We start from the raw sequence: 19,261 nt of genomic DNA, 5'->3' as shown, positions 1-19,261 counted from the left end.
GTTTTCCATGACTTTCACCCCCACCGACTATAACCCCTATGATTTCGCCAACCGCCGCCATATCGGCCCCAGCCCGGCCGAAATGGCGGATATGCTGGCGGCGGTGGGGTGTGAAAGCCTGGATCAACTGATCGCGGAAACCATCCCGGCCAGCATCCGCCAAAAGGACGTGCTGGACTGGGCGCCCCTGACCGAACACCGCCTGCTGGACCGGATGCGGCGGGTGGCGGGCAAGAACAAGGTGATGGCCAGCCTGATCGGCCAGGGCTATTACGGCACCGTCACCCCGCCCGCGATCCAGCGCAACATTCTGGAAAACCCGGCCTGGTATACGGCCTATACCCCCTATCAGCCCGAAATCGCGCAAGGCCGGCTTGAGGCGCTGCTGAATTACCAGACGATGATCTGCGATCTGACGGGTCTGGACATCGCCAATGCCAGTCTGCTGGACGAGGGCACGGCGGCCGCCGAGGCGATGACCATGGCCGAGCGCGTGGCCAAGTCAAAGGCGCGGGCGTTTTTCGTGGATGAAAACTGCCATCCCCAGACCATCGCCGTGATCCGCACCCGCGCCCTGCCTTTGGGGATCGAGATCGTGACCGGCGCGCCCGACGATCTGGATGCGGGCGCCGTCTTTGGCGCGATCTTCCAGTATCCGGGCACCTTCGGCCATCTGCGCGACCTGACCCCGCAGATCGAGGCGCTGCACGGCGCGGGCGCGATCGCGGTGGTGGCGACCGATCTGCTGGCCCTGTGCCTGATCCGCGAACCCGCCGCGATGGGCGCGGATATTGCCGTCGGCTCCTCGCAGCGGTTCGGGGTGCCGATGGGCTATGGCGGCCCGCACGCGGCCTTCATGGCCTGCCGCGATGCCTATAAGCGGGCGATGCCAGGGCGGATCGTGGGCGTCAGCATCGATGCCAAGGGCAACAAGGCCTACCGTCTGGCGCTGCAAACCCGCGAACAGCATATCCGCCGCGAAAAGGCCACGTCGAACGTCTGCACCGCGCAGGCGCTGCTGGCGGTGATGGCCAGCTTCTATGCGGTCTTTCACGGTCCCAAGGGCCTGCGCGCCATTGCCGAGCGTGTGCATTTCCGCGCCGCCCGCATCGCGGCCGCCCTTAAGGCCGCAGGGGCCGATGTGCAGCCCGAGGCGTTTTTCGACACGATCACCGTGCGCGTCGGTGTGGGGCAGGCGGGCATTCTGGCAGCGGCTCAGGCGCGCGGAATCAACCTGCGCAAGGTCGGCCGCGACCGGGTGGGGATCAGCGTCGATGAGGTGACGAATGATGACGTCATCACCCGCCTGCTGGACGCCTTCGGCATCACCGACCCCGCGCCCGAGATCCGCGAACCGGCCTTTCCGGGCGCGTTCCTGCGGACGAGCGACTATCTGACCCATCCCGTGTTCCACATGAACCGCGCGGAATCGGAAATGATGCGCTACATGCGCCGTCTGGCCGACCGCGATCTGGCGCTGGATCGGGCGATGATCCCGCTGGGGTCGTGCACGATGAAGCTGAACGCGGCGGCCGAGATGATGCCGATCACCTGGCCCGAGTTTGGCGCGCTGCACCCATTTGCCCCCGCCGATCAGGCCGCAGGCTATGCCGAGGTGCTGCGCGATCTGGAGGAAAAGCTCTGTGCCATCACCGGCTATGATGCCTTCTCGATGCAGCCCAACAGCGGTGCGCAGGGCGAATATGCGGGGCTTTTGACGATCCTTGGCTATCACCGCGCGCAGGGCGATCACGACCGCAAGATCTGCCTGATCCCGGTCAGCGCGCATGGCACCAACCCGGCCAGCGCGCAGATGGCGGGGATGGAGGTGGTGGTCGTGGGGTCCATGCCCAATGGCGACATCGACCTTGATGACTTCCGCGCCAAGGCGGCCAAGGCCGGCGACAAGCTGGCGGCCTGCATGATCACCTATCCCTCGACCCATGGCGTCTTCGAGGAAACCGTGCGCGAGGTTTGCCAGATCACCCATGATCATGGCGGCCAGGTCTATATCGACGGGGCCAACATGAACGCGATGGTCGGGCTGGTTCAGCCCGGCGCGATTGGCGGCGATGTCAGCCACCTGAACCTGCACAAGACCTTCGCCATCCCGCATGGCGGCGGCGGCCCGGGCATGGGTCCGATCGGCGTCAAGGCGCATCTGGCGCCCTATCTGCCGGGGCATCCGGCCACCGGTGGCGAGGAAGGGCCGGTCAGCGCCGCGCCCTATGGCTCGGCTTCCATCCTGCTGATTTCATGGGCCTATATCCTGATGATGGGCGGTGCGGGGCTGACGCAGGCGACGCGGGTGGCGATCCTGAACGCCAACTATATCGCGGCGCGGCTGAAGGCGTCTTACCCGATCCTTTTCATGGGCAACCGGGGGCGGGTCGCGCATGAATGCATCCTGGACACCCGGCCCTTTGCGGCGGCGGGCGTCACTGTCGATGACATCGCCAAGCGGCTGATCGACAACGGCTTCCACGCGCCCACGATGAGCTGGCCGGTGGCTGGCACGCTGATGGTGGAACCCACGGAATCCGAAACCAAGGCCGAGATCGACCGCTTCATCACCGCGCTTGAGGCGATCCGCGCCGAAATCGCGGCGGTGGAAAAGGGTGAGATCAGCGCCGAGGACAGCCCCCTGCGCCATGCCCCCCACACGGTCGAGGATCTGGTCGCCGACTGGAACCGCGCCTATTCGCGCGAACAGGGTTGCTTCCCGCCCGGCGCGTTCCGCGTCGACAAATACTGGCCGCCGGTCGGCCGCGTCGACAATGTCTGGGGCGACCGCAATCTGACCTGCACCTGCCCGCCCCTCAGCGACTATGCCTGAGGTCGCTTGAGTATTTGGACAAAGAGGAAGGGGGCAGGCGCGCGCTTGCCCCTTGTCGTTTGCGCGCCTAGAACGGGTCAGACAAAGGGGGGTGCCATGCGCATTCTGCTGATCATCGGCGGCGGGATTGCCGCCTATAAAAGCCTCGACCTGATCCGCCGCCTGCGCGAGCGCGGCGATCAGGTGGTGCCGGTGCTGACCCGCGCGGCGCATGAGTTCGTGACGCCGCTTTCGGTCGCCGCGCTGGCCGGGGTCAAGGCCTATACCGATCTGTTCGACCTGAAGGATGAGGCCGAGATGGGCCATATCCAGCTGTCGCGCGATGCCGATCTGCTGGTGGTGGCACCCGCGACTGCCGATCTGATGGCGAAGATGGCGGGGGGGCATGCCGACGATCTGGCCTCGACCCTGTTGCTGGCGACCGACAAGCCGGTGCTGATCGCGCCTGCGATGAATGTGCGGATGTGGGATCACCCGGCGACACAGCGCAATCTGGCGACGTTGCGGGCCGATGGCATTCGCATCGTCGGGCCGAATGTCGGCAACATGGCCTGCGGTGAGGTCGGGCCGGGGCGGATGGCCGAGGTCGCCGAGATTGTTGAGACGATTTCTGAAGATCGATCTGTAAGGCCCTTGTCTGGCAGGCATATTCTGGTGACATCCGGTCCCACGCATGAGCCGATTGATCCGGTGCGTTACATCGCCAATCGGTCCTCTGGCGCGCAGGGGGCGGCGATTGCGGCGGCCTTGCGCGATCTGGGCGCGCGGGTCAGCTTCGTGACCGGCCCGGCCAGCGTCCCGCCGCCCGCGGGCGTTCAGGTGATCCGGGTCGAAACCGCGCGCGAGATGCGCGAGGCGGTGCTGGCCGCGTTGCCTGCCGATGCGGCGGTGATGGCGGCTGCGGTGGCTGACTGGCGCGTGGCCAATGCCGGGGCCAGCAAGATCAAGAAGGATGGCTCGGGCCGCCTGCCGGTGCTGGAGTTCACTGAGAACCCCGACATTCTGGCTGAGGTCAGCCGCCTGGCCGAGGGCCGTCCGCGTCTGGTCGTGGGTTTCGCTGCCGAGACCGACACCGTGGTCGACCACGCCCAGGCCAAGCGGGCGCGCAAGGGTTGTGACTGGATCGTGGCCAATGATGTGCGGCCCGAAACCGGCATCATGGGCGGGTCGGAAAACCGCGTCACGCTGATCACCGCGGAGGGGGCCGAGGATTGGCCGCGCCTGCGCAAGGATCAGGTCGCGCGCCGTCTGGCCGCCCGCATTGCCGAGGCGCTGAATGGCTGATCCAGTGATCCAGGTCCAGCGCCTGCCCGGCGCCGATCCGGCGGTGCCGCTGCCCGCCTATCAGACGGCGGGCGCGGCGGGGGCGGACGTTTGCGCCAATTTTCCCGGCGGGCAGGGCGTCACGCTGGCCCCCGGCGAGCGCGCGCTGATCCCCACCGGCCTTGCGATGGCGATCCCCGACGGGTTCGAGGTGCAGATCCGCGCGCGGTCGGGGCTGGCGCTGAAGCACGGGCTGGCGTTGGTCAACGGGATCGGCACGATTGATGCCGACTATCGCGGGCCTGTGTCTATAATCGTTGTGAACCTTGGGCTGGAAGCGATTGAAATCACGCATGGAATGCGGATCGCGCAGATGGTGATCGCGCCGGTGATCCGCGCCCGGTTCGACCTCGCCCCTGCATTGCCCGAGACAGCGCGGGGCACGGGCGGCTTTGGCTCGACGGGGATGGAATGATCGGGGTGTTCCTGCTGATCGCGGTCGCCCTGGCGGGCTGGGCCTTTGGCCTGCGCGGGCGGGTGATCCTCTTGGTGCTGGCGGGCGTCTGGCTGGCGGGTCTGGCCGCCTCGATGCAGCCGGGGCTGGCCGGGCGCTTTGGCGGCGGCCCGCAAGGTTGGGCGGCCTGGGGCATGGGGCTGGCGCTGATCGCCACCTATCGCGCGGGTCTTGGCTGGCTGCGCGCCCGCGCGCTGCCGGTGCCGGAACCGATTGCCGCGCCGGTCGCGGCCCCCGCCGACATGATGGGCGAGGATGAGATCGACCGCTATGCCCGCCATCTGATGCTGCGCGAGATCGGCGGGCCGGGGCAGGGCCGCCTGCGGTCGGCGCGGGTGCTGGTGGTCGGCGCGGGGGGGCTTGGCTCGCCCGTGCTGATGTATCTGGCCGCCGCCGGTGTGGGGCGGATCACGGTCATCGACCATGATACCGTCAGCCTGTCGAACATGCAGCGCCAGATCATCCATGCGACCGACCGGATCGGCATGAACAAGGCGCTTTCGGCCCGGCAGACCATGGCCGCGATCAACCCTCATGTCGCGGTGACGGCGATCACCGACCGGCTGGATGCGGCCATCGCCGCGCGGCTGTTTGCCGATCACGACCTGATCCTCGACGGCACCGACAATTTCGACACCCGCTATCTGGTCAACGCCGCCGCCGTGGCCGCGCGCAAGCCCTTGATCGCCGGTGCCATCGGCCAGTGGGAGGGGCAGATTTCCCTGTATGATCCGGCACATGGTGGGCCTTGTTACCAATGCATCTTCCCCGAGCGCCCAAGCGCCGGCCTGGTCCCCGCCTGCGCCGAGGCGGGCGTCGCCGCCGCCCTTCCGGGTGTCATCGGCACGATGATGGCGCTGGAGGCGATGCGCGTGATCACCGGCGCGGGGGCCACGCTGCGGGGCCGCCTTGTCATCCATGACGGGCTTTATGGCGAGGGGCGCGAGATCCGCACAAAGCCCCGCCCCGATTGCCCGATCTGCGCTGGACAGGGCGCAGATTCCACCGCACATTGACCACCACCCCCCTGCCGGAGACCCCCAGATGACGAAATCCGCCCTGCTGGCTGCTGCCCTTTCGCTTGGCCTTGCCGCGCCTGCGCTGTCTGCCGATCTGCCCGACCTGGGTGGCCGCGCCGTGACCGTCGCGGTCGAAAACGCCTATCCGCCGCTGCAATACATGGGGCCAGAGGGCACGGCGATCGGCTGGGAATATGACGCCATGGCCGAGATCGCCAAGCGGTTGAACATGACCGTCAGCTATCAGACGACATCCTGGGATGCGATGATCCCGGCGGTGGCCGAGGGCCAGATGGACATCGGCATGACCGGCATCACCATCCGCGATGATCGCAAGGAAAAGGTCGATTTTTCAGACCCCTACATGCGGTCAGAAATGGTGATGATGGTGCGCGGCGATGAGGCGCGCTTTACCGATGCCGCCAGTTTCAAGGCTGATGACAAGCTGCTGATCGCCGCGCAGCCCGGTACCACGCCCTTTTACGTCGGTGTCTATGAACTGCTGGACGGCAATGAAGCCAACCCCCGCGTCAAGCTGTTCGAGACTTTCGGCGCGGGCGTCGCGGCGCTGCAAACCGGCGATGTCGATCTGGTGCTGACCGATGAGACCTCGGGCAAGGGCTATGTCGCCGCCAGCGAGGGCAAGCTGAAGATCATCGGTGAAAAGCTGGGGGCCGAGGATTTCGGCTTCATCTTCGCCAAGGGGTCCGACCTGGTTGGCCCGGTCAATGCCGCGATTGACAGCCTGAAGGCGGATGGCACGCTGGATGCGCTGACGACTAAGTGGTTCCTGGAAACCAAGCTGGGCCAGTAACATGGGGCCTGTGCGCAAGCCGGGGGCGGATCGCCCCTGGTGGCTGGCGGTCCTGCTGATCTGCGGCGCCCTTGCGGCGTGGCAGGTGGCCAGCGACCCGGTGCAGGTCAAAACGCTGGCGATCCTGGCCAAGGGCATCCGCATCACGCTGATGGTGACGCTGACGGCCTTTGCCGGGGCGCTTCTGGTCGGGCTTGGCCTGGCCCTGGCCGGGCAATCCCGCTGGCTGCTGGTGCGCCAAAGCGCGCGGCTGTTCATCGAGGTGATGCGCGGCCTGCCGATCATCGTGGTGCTGCTGTACACCGCCTTCGCCCTTGCGCCCGCCCTTGTCGCGGGCTGGAACGCGCTTGGCCTGCCCGCTGTCAGCACCCGCGACTTTCCGCTGATCTGGCGCGCCGTGCTGGCCCTGATCCTGGCCTATGGCGCCTTCTTGGCCGAAGTCTTTCGCGCCGGTCTGCAATCGGTCGAACAGGGCCAGATCGAGGCCGCCAAGGCGCTTGGCCTGAACCGCTGGCAACGCTTCCGCCATGTCACCTTTCCGCAGGCCTTCCGCACCATCCTGCCGCCCTTGGGCAATGATTTCGTGGCCATGGTCAAGGATAGCTCGCTTGTGTCGGTGCTGGGGGTTGCGGATGTGACGCAGATGGGCAAAGTCACCGCTGCCGCGAACTTTCGTTATTTCGAGACCTATAACCTTGTGGCGCTGATCTATCTGACGCTGACCGTTTCCCTGTCGCTGGCTCTGTCGGCGCTGGAACGGCATCTGCGATCGCGTGGCGCACCGGAAAGGGACTGACATGAGCATTGATCATTTGCTGAACCCCGGCACCGGCCCGTTCGGCCTGCCCGATTACGCCGCCATCCGGGATGAGGATTTCGCCCCGGCCTTCACAAAGACCATGAACATCGCCCGGCAGCGCATTGATGCGATTGCCGAAAATCCCGATGCCCCCGATTTCGCCAACACCATCGAGGCGCTGGAACTGGCCGAGGATGAGCTGTCGCGGGTGGCGGGTGTCTTTTACAACCTCGTCGGTGCCGACAGCACCCCCGCGCGTCAGGCCATCGAGCGTGAGATGGCGCCGAAGCTGGCCGATTTCTCGTCTCAGGTGCTGCTGAACCCGGCGCTTTATGCCCGCGTTCAGGCGGTGCCGGGCGATGGCCTGTCGGGCGAACAGGCCCGCGTGCTGGATCTTTACCGGCAGATGTTCACCCGCGCCGGAGCCGGTCTGGACGATGCCGGCCGGGCGCGGATGGCCGATCTTGCCCAGCAGGGCGCGGTCGCCAGCACCGCCTTTGCCCAGAACGTGCTGGCCGAGGAGGCCGACTGGTTCCTGGACATGACCGCCGCCGATCTTGAGGGGCTGCCGGCCGACCTGATCGCGGCGATGCGCGATGCGGGCACCGACCGGGGGCGGCGCGGCGCGGTGCTGACGCTGAACCGGTCGCTGATCGTGCCCTTCCTGCAAACCAGCCCGCGCCGCGATCTGCGCGAACTGGGTTGGCGCGCCTGGGTGGCGCGCGGGCGCAATGGCAATGACCATGACAACCGCGATCTGGCCGCGACCATTCTGGCGCTGCGCCATGAACGCGCGCAGATGCTGGGCCATGCCGATTACGCGCATCTGAAGCTGGAACCGGAAATGGCGCGGACGCCCGATGCGGTGCGTGATCTGCTGATGCAGGTCTGGGACCGGGCGCAGGCCAAGGCGCGGGCCGATCACGCCGTGCTGCAACAGATGATGGCCGAGGACGGCGTGAACGGCGCGCTTGAGGCCTGGGACTGGCGCTATTACGCCGAAAAGCGTCGGGCGCGCGACCATGACTTCGATGAGGCCGCGCTGAAGCCCTATCTCTCGCTCGAGGCGATGCTGGCGGCGATGTTCGACGTAGCGCACCGGCTGTTCCGGCTGAACTTCCGCCCGTTCAACGCGCCCCTTTACCACCCCGATGTCCGCGCATGGGAGGTGACGCGCGATGGCGAGCATGTGGCGGTGTTTCTGGGCGATTACTTCGCGCGGGCCTCGAAACGCTCGGGTGCGTGGTGTTCGGCGATCCGGGCGCAGCGCAAGCTGGGCGGCGACACCCGGCCGATCGTCGTCAACGTGTGCAACTTTGCCAAGGGCGATCCCTGCCTGCTGGGTTGGGACGATGCGCGCACGCTGTTTCACGAATTCGGCCATGCGCTGCATCAGATGCTGTCCGATGTGACCTATGGCTTTGTGTCCGGCACCTCGGTCGCGCGCGATTTCGTCGAGCTGCCCAGCCAGCTTTACGAACATTGGCTGACCGTGCCCGCCGTGCTGGACGCCCATGCCCGCCATTTCCGCAGCGCCGCGCGGATGCCGGCCGATCTGCGCGACCGGCTGTTGGCGGCGCAGACCTTTGATCAGGCGGCGGCGACGGTCGAATATACCGCATCGGCACTGGTCGATCTGGCCTTCCACAGCGGCCCGCCCCCCGCCGACCCCCTTGCGCGCGAGGCAGAGATCCTGGCCGAGCTGGACATGCCGCCCGCGTTGGCGATGCGCCATGCGACGCCGCATTTCGCCCATGTTTTCGCCGGTGAGGGATATGCGGCGGGCTATTACAGCTACATGTGGTCCGAGGTGATGGACGCCGACGCCTTCGCCGCCTTTACCGAGACGGGCGATCCGTTCGACCCCGAAACCGCCGCCCGGCTGGAAGGCACCATCCTGTCGCAAGGCGGATCGGTCGCCCCGGATGATCTGTATGTTGCCTTCCGGGGCCGGATGCCGGGTGTCGGGCCGATGCTCGAGGGGCGCGGGCTGGCCTAATCCTGCGGCGCGGGCGCGGTGGGCGAGGGCAGGTCATCGCCCACGCCGTCATCCTGCCAGTGCGCGCTGTCCAGCCGGGGGTTCGGCAGCCCGCGCAGGGCCGATGACAAGGCCGCGCCCCAGCCCTTTGAAATCATGTGGAAATAGGGGTCATCCTCGGCGATGCGGTGGCTCAAGACCACCTCCATCGTGCCCCGTTCCATGACCGTCACATCCAGCGGCAACCCGACCGAGAGGTTTGCCTTCAGCGTGGAATCGAAGCTGACGGTCAGCAACTTCACCGCCTCGGGGAAGGACATCGCGCGGTCATAGGCGCGCACGATGATCGGCCGGCCATATTTGGTCTCACCGATCTGGAAGAACGGCGTGTCAGGCGTGGCCTCGATGAAATTGCCCTCGGGGTAGATCAGGAACAGGCGCGGTTCCGACCCGGCGATCTGGCCGCCGAGGATCAGGCTGGCCCCGAACCGGCCCTGCGCCTGCGGCCCCGCCGCGCCGTCCTGGCGCTGGATCTCGTCGCGCAGCAGGCGGCCGATCAGCTCGGCGGTGCGGAACATGGTGGGCTGTTGCAGGATCGGGATGGTGCGCGCATCGGCGGCCAGATCGCGTTCGTCCAGCCGTCCGATCACCGATTGTGTGGTGGCCAGATTGCCCGCCGACATCAGCACGATGGTGCGGTCGCCCGGTTCGTGCCAGATGCGGGTCTTGCGGAACACCGAGATATTGTCGACCCCCGCATTGGTGCGGGTATCCGACATGAACACCAGACCCCTGTCCAGTATCATGCCCACGCAATAGGTCATCGCGCCCTCATGCCTGTTGCTGGCTGGCCACCGTCAGTTGCACATCCAGCGTTTCCGCCCCGGCGCCGAATCGCAGCCCGGTGATCGGCGCAGCATCCGCATAATCGCGGCCCGTCGCAATGCGGACATAGCGGGCATCGGGGCAGATGCGGTTGGCGACGTCGAAGCCGACCCAGCCCAGACCATCGACATGCGCCTCGGCCCAGGCGTGGCTGGCGGCCTGTTCGGTGCGATCATCCATGCGCAGATAGCCGCTGACATAGCGCGCGGGCCAGCCAAGCGCGCGGGCGGCGGCGATGAACACATGCGCCTGATCCTGACAGACGCCGCTGCCCGTCGTCAGCGCCTGTTCGGCGGTGGTCGCGGCATCGGTATCGCCCACGCGCCAGGTGACGGCATCGGCCACCCGGCCCATCAGATCGTGCAGCCCGTCCAGACCCTGCGCGGCGCCCGGACGCCCCGCCACCAGATCGGCCAGCCGGTCCGCCCCTTGGGTCAGCGCGGTCGGGCGCTGGAACAGCCACAGGGGCGCGGCGCCGCGATGCGCGCCGACGACGCCCGCCGAATCCTCGGTCTCGACCGTGCCGCGCGCGGTGATGGTGATCTGATGCGGCAGGCCCTCGGCGGCGATCAGCCGCGTGTCATTGCCGAACTGGTCACGATAGGCCACCTGTTCGGTCGCCCCCTCGATGCTTAACCGCCAGTCGCGCACCCGTTGCAGCGGCCCGTTGCGCGGCACCAGCCGCAGCCGGGTCAGGCCATAACCCACCGGGCGATCATAGGCATAGCTGGTGCGGTGGCTGATCGTCAGAAGCATGGGGCGACCTCGGTAAACTGGTAATCGCGGGCGATCTCATTGCCCAGCCGGGCGTTGCCGCTCAGGAAGCCCGACAGGAACTCATGCAGGCCCTGTTCAAAGATCTCGTCGATGCCCTGCACCTCAAGCTGGCGGCGGATGCGGGCGCAGGTCTCATGGCAGGGGGGGCGGGTGCCGTATTGCGCGGCCAGCCGCTGAAGGGATTCGGCCACCACCGCATAGTTATAGGCCAGCGAGCGCGGCATCCGCGGGTTCAGGATCAGGAAATCCGCGACATTGGCCGGGTCGACATCGGCCTGATAGGCCCAGCGATAGGCCTTGTGCGCGCTGACCGACCGCAGGATCGATTCCCATTGCACCGTATCCAGCGCCGATCCCACCCAACTGACCGAGGGCAGCAGCACGAAATATTTCACATCCAGAATCCGCGCCGTGGTGTCGGCGCGTTCCAGATGCAGGCCGATCTGGGCGAAATCGAAACTGTCGGTGCGCAGTTGGGTGTTCTGGATCGACCCGCGGATCAGCGTTGTCGCCTGCTTGATGTCGCGGATCAGCGCCGGCAGTTCCGCGGCGCCCACCGGCGCCGCCAGCCGGGTGCGCAGCCGCCGCCAGGCCTCGTTCACGGCCTCCCACACGTCGCGGGTCAGCGCGGTGCGCACCATCCGCGCGTTCGACCGGCCCGCATCCAGGCAGGACAGCACCGATGAGGGGTTGCCCACGTCGCGCAGCAGAAAGTCGATCGCATCGCGCCCCTGCACCGGGCCATCGCCCGGATGGGTGGCCAGATAGCCCCCCAGCACCCCGGCCGAGGCCATCACCGACCGCCAGTCGGCCACCTGCGGCCCGCGCGTCAATTCCATATGTTGCCCGGCGTCGATCAGCCGGGCCATCGCCTCGCAGCGCTCGATGTAACGCGCCATCCAGAACATGCCGTTCGCGGTGCGGCCCAGAAGCATGGTGATCCCCCCTCAGTCCCGCAACACCCAGGTGTCCTTGGTCCCGCCGCCCTGCGACGAGTTCACGACCAGCGACCCTTCCTTCAGCGCCACCCGCGTCAGCCCGCCGGGCACGATGCGGATCTTGTCGGAGACCAGCACAAAGGGGCGCAGATCGACATGGCGCGGGGCAAGCCCGGCCTCGGTCAGGATCGGGCAGGTCGACAAGGCCAGCGTCGGCTGGGCGATGTAATTGCCGGGCCGCGCCCGCAGCTTGTCGGCAAAGGCGGCGCGTTCGGCCGTGGTGGCAGCGGGACCGACCAGCATCCCGTAGCCGCCCGATCCGTGAACCTCTTTCACGACCAGATCGGCCAGATTGTCCAACACATGCGCCAGGCTGTCGGGTTCCGAGCAGCGCCAGGTGGGGATATTCCCCAGGATCGCATCCTTGCCGGTATAGAACCGAATGATGTCAGGCATATACGAATAGATCGCCTTGTCATCCGCGATCCCGGTGCCCGGCGCGTTGGCTATGGTGATATTGCCCGCGCGGTAAACATCCATGATGCCGGGCACGCCCAGCACGCTGTCGGGGCGGAAGCTCATCGGGTCCAGATAATCGTCGTCGATGCGCCGATACAGCACGTCGATCTGGCGATAGCCTTCGGTCGTGCGCATCGCCACATGGCCGTCGATCACCCGCAGGTCCGACCCTTCGACCAGTTGCACCCCCATCTGATCGGCCAGAAAGGCGTGTTCGTAATAGGCGCTGTTGTGAATGCCCGGCGTCAGCACCGCAATCGTGGGTTGCGAGGGCGCGCCTGCCGGCCGCGCCGCCGCCAGGCTGGCGCGCAGCAGATGCGGGTAATCCTCGATCGGCTCAACCCCCACGCGGCTGAACAGTTCGGGGAAAAGCTGCATCATCGTCTCGCGGTTTTCCAGCATGTAGCTGACACCGGACGGGGTGCGGGCGTTGTCCTCCAGCACGAAGAAATCGTCGGGGCCGGTGCGGACGATATCGGTGCCAATGATGTGGGTATAGATGCCGCCGGGCGGGCGCATCCCGATCATCTGCGGCAGGAAGGCGTCGTTATCCGCGATCAGCCGCTGCGGCACGATCCCGGCCTGGATGATTTCCTGGCGGTGATAGATGTCGTCCAGAAAGGCGTTCAGCGCGCGGACCCGCTGTTCGATCCCCGCCGACAGCCGCCGCCATTCGGCAGCCGAGATGACGCGCGGCACGATGTCAAAGGGGATCAGCCGCTCGGCGGCCTCGGCATCGCCATAGACGGCAAAGGTGATGCCGGTGCGACGAAAGACCTCCTCGGCATCCTGGGCCTTGGCGGCCAGCCGCTCTGGTGGCTGTTCGGTCAGCCAGCGGTGATAGTCGCCATAGGGCGCGCGCACCGGCTGGTCAGTCCCGTCCCCGGCGGTCGAGGTCATCTCATCAAAAGCACTCATCCCCACACCCTCTTTGCCCCTAATCTGCCGGTTTTCCACGCCCCGTCAAACCCTTCGCGGCGAAAACCCGTGCCAGACCGTCCCGGTTCCGGCCCGTGCCCAAAAACCGGGCAGCCGACGGCCTTTCTTCGTGGCAGGCATATCCTCGGGGGTGCGAAGGGTCACGAAAAGGTCCGGTGGACCTTTTCGCCGACGGACGCCCGCAGCCCATGGCCGAGGGTCGGGGGCGGACAGCCCCCGCATCCGGTCCCGCCAGCTGCGCCCCGCTCAGGACGGATCGCGCCAGTGGTTCACGATCGGATAGCGGCGGTCCAGCCAGAAGGCCTTGGTCGTCAGGCGTGGGCCAGGGGCGGATTGGAAGCGTTTCCATTCGCTGATCTGGATCAGCCGTTCCACGCGGCGCACGGTGTCGCGGTCAAAGCCCGCGCCGACCACCTCAGCCACCGATTGATCGCCCTCGATCAGCCGCTCCAGGATCGCGTCCAGCACCGGATAGGGTGGCAGGCTGTCCTCGTCCTTCTGGTCGGGGCGCAGTTCGGCGCTTGGCGGCTTGTCGATGATACGCGGCGGGATCACCTCGCCCGCAGGCGCCGCCATCCAGTCGCGGTGATTGTCGTTGCGCCAGCGGCAGGCCGCAAACACCCGCGTTTTATACATGTCTTTCAGCGGGTTATAGCCGCCCGCCATGTCGCCGTAAATGGTGGCGTAACCGACGGCCACCTCGGATTTGTTGCCGGTGGTCAACAGCATCTCGCCATGCTTGTTGGAAATCGCCATCAGCATCAGACCGCGCAGCCGCGACTGGATGTTTTCCTCGGTCACATCGGGCTTGGTGCCGGCCATCACCCCGGACAGCGCATCGGCCACGGCAGCGCGCGGCCCCTCGATCGAGACGGTATCCAGCCGGATGCCCAGCCGCCCGGCGATGTCGGCGGCGTCATCCAGACTGCCTTGCGAGGTATATTCCGACGGCAGCATCACGCCGCGCACATACGCAGGCCCCAGGGCATCGGCGGCGATGGTGGCGACAAGCGCGCTGTCGATGCCACCCGACAGGCCCAGCACGACCTTGGAAAAGCCGGATTTGCGCAGGTAATCGCCAAGGCCCAGCACCATGGCGCGGTAATCCTGTTCCAGATCGCCGGGCTGCGGGGCCATCAGGCCGGGTTCGGCGCGCCAGCCATCGGGGCCACGGGTGAAATCGACATGCGCCACGCAGTCGTCAAAGGCGGGCAGTTGCACGACCTTTTGCCCATGCGGGTTCAGCACGAAGCTGGCACCGTCGAACAGCTGGTCATCCTGCCCGCCGACCGCGTTCAGATAGACGGCGGGCAGGCCGGTCTCGACCACGCGGGCGACGATGACATTCATCCGCAGGTCCAGCTTGTCCCGGCGATAGGGTGAGCCATTGGGGATGAACAGCACCTCCGCCCCGGCCTCGGCCAGAGTCTCGGGGACGTCGGAATGCCAGGCGTCTTCGCAGACCGGGGTGCCGATGATCGGACCATCGGCGCGGGTCCGGTAAGGGCCGGTGATCGGGCCGGTGTCGAACAGCCGTTCTTCGTCGAACACGTCTTCATTGGGCAGGTTGTGCTTCAGCGCCCGCGCGATCAGGCGGCCGTCCTGCCAGACCTCATAGGCGTTGAACAGCCGCGCGCCATCACGCCAGGGCAGGCCGATCCCCAAAGCCGGGCCGCCGGTGCAATCGGCCACCAGCCGGTCGCGCACCGCCGCCGCGTGATCGGTGAAGGCAGGCTTCAGCACCAGATCCTGCGTCTGATAGCCGGTCAGGAACATCTCGGGCAGCATCACCATGTCGGCGCCCGCGCCGCGCGCTTGCGCCCAGGCGTCGCGGGCCTTGTCGGCATTGGCCTCCAGCGCGCCGACGGTCGGGTTCAACTGCGCCAGGGTCAGGCGGAAGTGGTCGGTCATCGCGCGCTCCGTTGCGGTTCTGCCCCCGATGTAAGGGCTTTGCCTTCGCCGCGCCAGCCGTTAGGAACAAGGGGCCATCAACCGCAAGGAGACCGCGATGAAAGGCCCCGTCGCCGCTTTGGTGCTGCTGCTGTCCACGCTGCCCGCCGCCGCACAAGAGGTGGTGACCAAGCAATATGATGATGGCGGTGTCTATCAGGGCACCTTCCGTGACGGCAAACAGCACGGGCGGGGCAGCTATCGGCTGCCGAATGGCTATGAATATGACGGCGATTGGGTGGCGGGGGAAATTCTGGGCCAGGGCCGCGCGGTGTTTCCCAATGGCGCGGTCTATGTCGGCCATTTCGTCAAGGGCAAGCCGCAGGGCCAGGGCAAGATCACCTATGCCGATGGCTCGACCTATGAAGGCAATTGGCAGGACGGCGAGATCACCGGCGAAGGCCGCGCGGTCTATGCCAATGGCACCACCTATCAGGGCCAGTTCCAGAATGCCGTTCACCATGGCAAGGGCGTGATGACCGCGCCCGGCGGCTATCGCTATGACGGCGATTGGGTGAATGGCGTCAAGGAAGGCCAGGGCAAGATCACCTATCCCGATGGCTCGGTCTATGAGGGCGGGATGATCGGCGGGGCGCGGGCCGGGCAGGGGCGGCTGACGATGGCCGACGGGCTGACCTATGATGGCGTCTGGGCGGATGGCCAGATGGGCGGGCAGGGTCGGCTGGTGCAGCCCAATGGCGACATCTATGAAGGCCCGATGGTCGGCGGCAAGCGTCAGGGTCAGGGCAAGGTCACCTATGCCGGGGGCGACAGCTATGAGGGCGGCTTTGTCGATGACCGCCGTCAGGGGCGCGGCGTCTTTCGCGGCACCGATGGTTATGTCTATGACGGCGACTGGATGGCTGGCCGGATGGAGGGTCAGGGCCGCGTGACCTATCCCGATGGCTCCGTCTATCAGGGCGCGCTGATGGCCGATCTGCCGCAGGGGCAGGGCAAGATCACCTATCCCGATGGCGCGACCTATGAGGGCGGCTGGAACGGCGGCGTGATCGAGGGCAAGGGCCGCGCCGCTTACGCCAACGGTCTGGTCTATGAGGGCGATTTCGTCGCCGCCCGCAATCAGGGCCGGGGCAAGATGACCTATCCCGATGGCTACAGCTATGACGGCGAATGGCAGGCCGGTCAGCGCGAGGGGCGCGGGACGGCGACCTATGCCGATGGCACGATCTATCAGGGCCAGTTCAAGGCGGGCCTGCGCGACGGTCAGGGCGTGCTGACCATGCCCGACGGCTTCCGCTATGAAGGCGGCTGGAAAGCGGGTGAGATCGACGGTCTGGGCGTGGCCACCTATGCCAATGGCGATGTCTATGAAGGGGCGTTCGCCGCAGGCAAGCGCCAGGGCGCGGGCACGATGCGCTATGCCGGTGGCCAGCAGATCGCCGGGGATTGGCAGGGCAATGTGCTGACGCATGAGGTCGGGGCCGAGGATGCGGCCGGCCAAAGCGCCGCGCAGGCCGCCGCCGATCAGGCCCGCGCCGCCGCCCAGGCCGCGCGCGACCTGGCCAGCCAGCCGCTGACTGAGGCCGCCAAGACCCCGGCGGCCCCGGCCCCGGTCACGCCCACCCCAGCCGCGCCGCCCGCCCCGGCGATGGACCAACCCACGCCCGCCGCCCCCGCCGAGGCCGCCGCCCCCGGCCCGCAGATGCAGATGACCGCACCGGTCGCGCCGGGCGGATCGGGCGCGGGCGGGAATTGATCTGTCGGTGATCGGCCCGCTCGCTTGATCGGGCGGTGGCTTGCGTCTGGCCTTGGGTCCAGACTACCGGACATCGTGGTTCGGGGGCGTTTATCCGGCAGCCCGGATGGCAATCCGCACGGCGTCGGTCAGTCCTGAAGGGGCCGTTTCCAGTCGATCCAGCGGCCATGGAAACAGGCGCGGCCCAGGTCAAGCCGCAGATCGCCCGGCCAAAGCCGCAGCGTGACACCGGCGCCGGGGGATTGGCTGTCAGCCTCATAGGTCAGCCAGGCCAGAGGTGCCTGATCGGTCGCGCCGCGCCCGGCGGCCTCGATCAGGCGGGTGCCGCGCGCCTGCGCCGCCGCCGGGACATACTGCCAGGCGACGGTGCTGTAGATCAGATGCAGCCGATCCGGCATCGGATGGGCCAGCCGCATGGCCAACCAATCCACCGCATCGCCGCGCGCCACCTGCGCGTCAAACATCGCCATCGCGGCCTTGGCGCGGGTCAGCCGCGCGGGCTGGTCGGGCCAAAGATAGGACAGCAGCCGCAGCCGGTCGCCCGGATCGCGCGGATCGGCGGGGTTCAGATCGACGCCCTGCCGATCAGCGACGACCAGCGGCCCGGCCATCGGCGGATCGCCGCGCCAGTCCGGGGCCAGCCGCACCGGGCTGTCCGCCGGGCCGATGGTGCCGCCGGGCGTCGCCAGGGCGAAGCGGTCGAACATCAGGTTGAGCCCTGCACTGGCCCCCAGCTCCGACAGCGCCAGCGGCAGGCCGAACCGCGCCGCCAGCGCGTTCCCGGCGGCGATCAGCACCGCGCTGCGCCCGACCTCATTGGTCTGCGGGGCGCGCGACAGCCCGGCGCACAGATCCGCGTCATGTCGGCGAAGCGCCGCCAGAACCGCCGCGATCAGGGCGTCGTCGTCCACCTGGTGCGGCGGATAGACAGCGGCAAGCGCGCTGTCCTGCCCCGACAGAACCAGAGCGTGCAACCCGCCCGCGATGCGCAAGGGCAGGCTGTCGCCCGCGCTGTCGATCCGCCCCGGCCATGCCGCGACCCGGGCCGCCAGCGCCGTATCCCCCGGCCAGTGATCCGCCATCAGCCGCATCAGCCGCGCCATGAAGGGCGATCCCAAAGCCTCGCAGGATTGCGCCTGCGACAGGAAGGCGGCGCGCAGGGCGGCGCTCATCGCCCCGTCACAACATCCCCGGCACAACCAGGTCCGGCGGGCGGTGGCCGTCGGCGAAGGTCTTGATGTTCAGGATCACCTTTTCGCCCATCTCGACCCGGCCCTCGGTCGTGGCGCTGCCCATGTGGGGCAGCAGCACGACATTGGGCAGCTCGCGCAGGCGCGGGTTGATCTCGGCGCCGTGTTCGTAGACGTCCAGCCCCGCGCCCGCGATCTCGCCCGCGCGCAGCATCCGGGTCAGGGCGTTTTCGTCGATCACCTCACCGCGCGAGGTGTTGACGATCACCGCCGAGGGCTTCATCAGCTTCAGCCGCCGCGCGTTCATCAGGTGAAAGGTGCTGGGCGTGTGGGGCGCGTTGATCGACAGCACATCGACCCGCGCCACCATCTGATCCAGGCTTTCCCACCAGGTCACGCCCAGCGATTCCTCGACCTCGGGGCGCAGGCGCTTGCGGGAATGGTAATGCACCTGCATTCCGAAAGCCGCGGCGCGGCGGGCGACGGCCTGGCCGATCTTGCCCATGCCCAGAATGCCCAGCCGCTTGCCGCCGATACGCCCGCCCAGCATTGCGGTGGGCGACCAGCCGGCCCATTGGCCCGACTGCATCAGCGCCAGCCCCTCGGGGATGCGGCGGGTGACGGCCAGGATCAGCGCCATGGTCATGTCGGCGGTGTCCTCGGTCAGCACGCCGGGGGTGTTCGAGACCAGCACACCGCGCTGGCGGGCGCTGGTGACGTCGATATGGTCAACGCCCGCGCCATAATTGGCGATCAGCTTCAGCTTGTCGCCCGCCTGCGCCAGCAGATTGGCGTCGATGTGATCGCCCAGACTGGGCACCAGCACATCGGCGCGCCGCATTGCCGCGCCCAGTTCGTCGCGGGTCATCGGCGTGTCATCATCGCGCAATTCGACGTCGAACAGCTCGGTCATGCGGGTCTCGACAACCTCGGGCAGGCGTCGGGTAACGACGACACTCAGGCGCGGCATGGGCATGGCGGTCTCCTTGTCGTTTTGGCGCCTGGCTCTTTCCAAGACCGGGCGTTTGGGGCAAAGTGCCGCGCAACGGGGGCAGGCACAAGACCCCCAACCCACCCGGGCCGCGACGTTAGCGACGAAGGTGGGCGATCACGAGGGTATGCA

General features: G+C 67.3%; 15 protein-coding genes. 8 read left to right on the top strand and 7 right to left on the bottom strand.

Going from position 1 to position 19,261, the window contains the following annotated elements:
* The first annotated feature begins 7 nt into the window (after positions 1–7).
* From gcvP to ACEYYA_RS08725, 7 genes are all read left to right on the top strand, one after another.
* Entirely contained in the window at positions 8–2,836 is a 2,829-nt protein-coding gene (gcvP, locus tag ACEYYA_RS08755) for an aminomethyl-transferring glycine dehydrogenase (RefSeq protein WP_374799701.1), read from the top strand.
* Positions 2,837–2,932: 96 nt separating this feature from the next.
* Entirely contained in the window at positions 2,933–4,120 is a 1,188-nt protein-coding gene (coaBC, locus tag ACEYYA_RS08750) for a bifunctional phosphopantothenoylcysteine decarboxylase/phosphopantothenate--cysteine ligase CoaBC (protein WP_374799699.1), read from the top strand.
* Positions 4,113–4,574 carry a dUTP diphosphatase gene (gene dut, locus ACEYYA_RS08745; protein WP_374799697.1) on the top strand — a complete coding sequence of 154 codons (462 nt, stop codon included), beginning with the start codon at positions 4,113–4,115 and terminating at the stop codon, positions 4,572–4,574. Before coaBC ends, dut begins: the two co-directional genes overlap by 8 nt.
* Entirely contained in the window at positions 4,571–5,629 is a 1,059-nt protein-coding gene (locus ACEYYA_RS08740) for a HesA/MoeB/ThiF family protein (RefSeq protein WP_374799695.1), read from the top strand. Before dut ends, ACEYYA_RS08740 begins: the two co-directional genes overlap by 4 nt.
* A gap of 28 nt (positions 5,630–5,657) precedes the next feature.
* The gene (locus ACEYYA_RS08735) at positions 5,658–6,446 is read left to right on the top strand and encodes a transporter substrate-binding domain-containing protein (protein WP_374799693.1); all 789 of its coding nucleotides are present in this window, start codon (positions 5,658–5,660) and stop codon (positions 6,444–6,446) included.
* Position 6,447: 1 nt separating this feature from the next.
* On the top strand, positions 6,448–7,242 hold the full coding sequence (locus ACEYYA_RS08730; RefSeq protein WP_374799691.1) for an amino acid ABC transporter permease: 795 nt from the start codon (positions 6,448–6,450) through the stop codon (positions 7,240–7,242).
* A gap of 1 nt (position 7,243) precedes the next feature.
* Positions 7,244–9,244, top strand: coding sequence for a M3 family metallopeptidase (locus ACEYYA_RS08725; RefSeq protein ID WP_374799689.1), 2,001 nt, complete (start codon positions 7,244–7,246; stop codon positions 9,242–9,244).
* Here the strand turns inward: ACEYYA_RS08725 and ACEYYA_RS08720 are convergent.
* From ACEYYA_RS08720 to ACEYYA_RS08700, 5 genes are all read right to left on the bottom strand, one after another.
* Complete coding sequence (locus tag ACEYYA_RS08720) at positions 9,241–10,047, bottom strand: peptidase (RefSeq protein WP_374799686.1); 807 nt, start codon at positions 10,045–10,047, stop codon at positions 9,241–9,243. The genes ACEYYA_RS08725 and ACEYYA_RS08720 overlap by 4 nt on opposite strands.
* 7 nt (positions 10,048–10,054) lie before the next feature.
* A complete protein-coding gene (locus ACEYYA_RS08715) occupies positions 10,055–10,864 on the bottom strand; it encodes a transglutaminase family protein (protein ID WP_374799684.1) in 810 nt (269 codons plus the stop codon).
* Positions 10,855–11,820: an alpha-E domain-containing protein gene (locus tag ACEYYA_RS08710; protein WP_374799682.1), complete on the bottom strand. Its 966-nt coding sequence runs from the start codon at positions 11,818–11,820 to the stop codon at positions 10,855–10,857. The genes ACEYYA_RS08715 and ACEYYA_RS08710 overlap by 10 nt, the downstream gene beginning before the upstream one ends.
* 12 nt (positions 11,821–11,832) lie before the next feature.
* Positions 11,833–13,260 carry a circularly permuted type 2 ATP-grasp protein gene (locus ACEYYA_RS08705; RefSeq protein WP_374799680.1) on the bottom strand — a complete coding sequence of 476 codons (1,428 nt, stop codon included), beginning with the start codon at positions 13,258–13,260 and terminating at the stop codon, positions 11,833–11,835.
* A gap of 267 nt (positions 13,261–13,527) precedes the next feature.
* Positions 13,528–15,192, bottom strand: coding sequence for an NAD+ synthase (locus ACEYYA_RS08700; RefSeq protein WP_374799678.1), 1,665 nt, complete (start codon positions 15,190–15,192; stop codon positions 13,528–13,530).
* 97 nt (positions 15,193–15,289) lie between these two features.
* On the opposite strand from ACEYYA_RS08700, the gene ACEYYA_RS08695 reads away from it, so the two are divergent.
* Positions 15,290–16,948: an MORN repeat-containing protein gene (locus ACEYYA_RS08695; RefSeq protein WP_374799676.1), complete on the top strand. Its 1,659-nt coding sequence runs from the start codon at positions 15,290–15,292 to the stop codon at positions 16,946–16,948.
* A 128-nt stretch (positions 16,949–17,076) separates the two neighbouring features.
* Here ACEYYA_RS08695 and ACEYYA_RS08690 read toward each other — a convergent pair whose 3' ends face one another.
* Positions 17,077–18,120 (bottom strand): DUF2332 domain-containing protein, encoded by a 1,044-nt coding sequence (locus tag ACEYYA_RS08690; RefSeq protein WP_374799674.1) that lies wholly within the window; start codon positions 18,118–18,120, stop codon positions 17,077–17,079.
* A 7-nt stretch (positions 18,121–18,127) separates the two neighbouring features.
* Positions 18,128–19,114, bottom strand: coding sequence for a 2-hydroxyacid dehydrogenase (locus tag ACEYYA_RS08685; protein ID WP_374799672.1), 987 nt, complete (start codon positions 19,112–19,114; stop codon positions 18,128–18,130).
* Positions 19,115–19,261 lie beyond the last annotated feature (147 nt).

Origin of the sequence: Paracoccus zhouxuedongae, from assembly GCF_041927815.1 — a bacterium.
Taxonomy (GTDB): Bacteria; Pseudomonadota; Alphaproteobacteria; order Rhodobacterales; family Rhodobacteraceae; genus Paracoccus.
Note: the sequence above shows the minus strand (reverse complement) of the source record. Positions and strands in the feature narration are given on the sequence as shown.

Excerpts from the sequence above, each read along its gene's own strand:
- ACEYYA_RS08705 (WP_374799680.1), bottom strand. The coding sequence starts at position 13,260 with ATGAGTGCTTTTGATGAGATGACCTCGACCGCCGGGGACGGGACTGAC.
- ACEYYA_RS08715 (WP_374799684.1), bottom strand. The coding sequence starts at position 10,864 with ATGCTTCTGACGATCAGCCACCGCACCAGCTATGCCTATGATCGCCCG.
- coaBC (WP_374799699.1), top strand. The coding sequence starts at position 2,933 with ATGCGCATTCTGCTGATCATCGGCGGCGGGATTGCCGCCTATAAAAGC.
- ACEYYA_RS08740 (WP_374799695.1), top strand. The coding sequence starts at position 4,571 with ATGATCGGGGTGTTCCTGCTGATCGCGGTCGCCCTGGCGGGCTGGGCC.
- ACEYYA_RS08695 (WP_374799676.1), top strand. The coding sequence starts at position 15,290 with ATGAAAGGCCCCGTCGCCGCTTTGGTGCTGCTGCTGTCCACGCTGCCC.
- ACEYYA_RS08725 (WP_374799689.1), top strand. The coding sequence starts at position 7,244 with ATGAGCATTGATCATTTGCTGAACCCCGGCACCGGCCCGTTCGGCCTG.
- ACEYYA_RS08730 (WP_374799691.1), top strand. The coding sequence starts at position 6,448 with ATGGGGCCTGTGCGCAAGCCGGGGGCGGATCGCCCCTGGTGGCTGGCG.
- ACEYYA_RS08685 (WP_374799672.1), bottom strand. The coding sequence starts at position 19,114 with ATGCCCATGCCGCGCCTGAGTGTCGTCGTTACCCGACGCCTGCCCGAG.
- ACEYYA_RS08690 (WP_374799674.1), bottom strand. The coding sequence starts at position 18,120 with ATGAGCGCCGCCCTGCGCGCCGCCTTCCTGTCGCAGGCGCAATCCTGC.
- gcvP (WP_374799701.1), top strand. The coding sequence starts at position 8 with ATGACTTTCACCCCCACCGACTATAACCCCTATGATTTCGCCAACCGC.
- ACEYYA_RS08735 (WP_374799693.1), top strand. The coding sequence starts at position 5,658 with ATGACGAAATCCGCCCTGCTGGCTGCTGCCCTTTCGCTTGGCCTTGCC.
- ACEYYA_RS08720 (WP_374799686.1), bottom strand. The coding sequence starts at position 10,047 with ATGACCTATTGCGTGGGCATGATACTGGACAGGGGTCTGGTGTTCATG.
- dut (WP_374799697.1), top strand. The coding sequence starts at position 4,113 with ATGGCTGATCCAGTGATCCAGGTCCAGCGCCTGCCCGGCGCCGATCCG.
- ACEYYA_RS08700 (WP_374799678.1), bottom strand. The coding sequence starts at position 15,192 with ATGACCGACCACTTCCGCCTGACCCTGGCGCAGTTGAACCCGACCGTC.
- ACEYYA_RS08710 (WP_374799682.1), bottom strand. The coding sequence starts at position 11,820 with ATGCTTCTGGGCCGCACCGCGAACGGCATGTTCTGGATGGCGCGTTAC.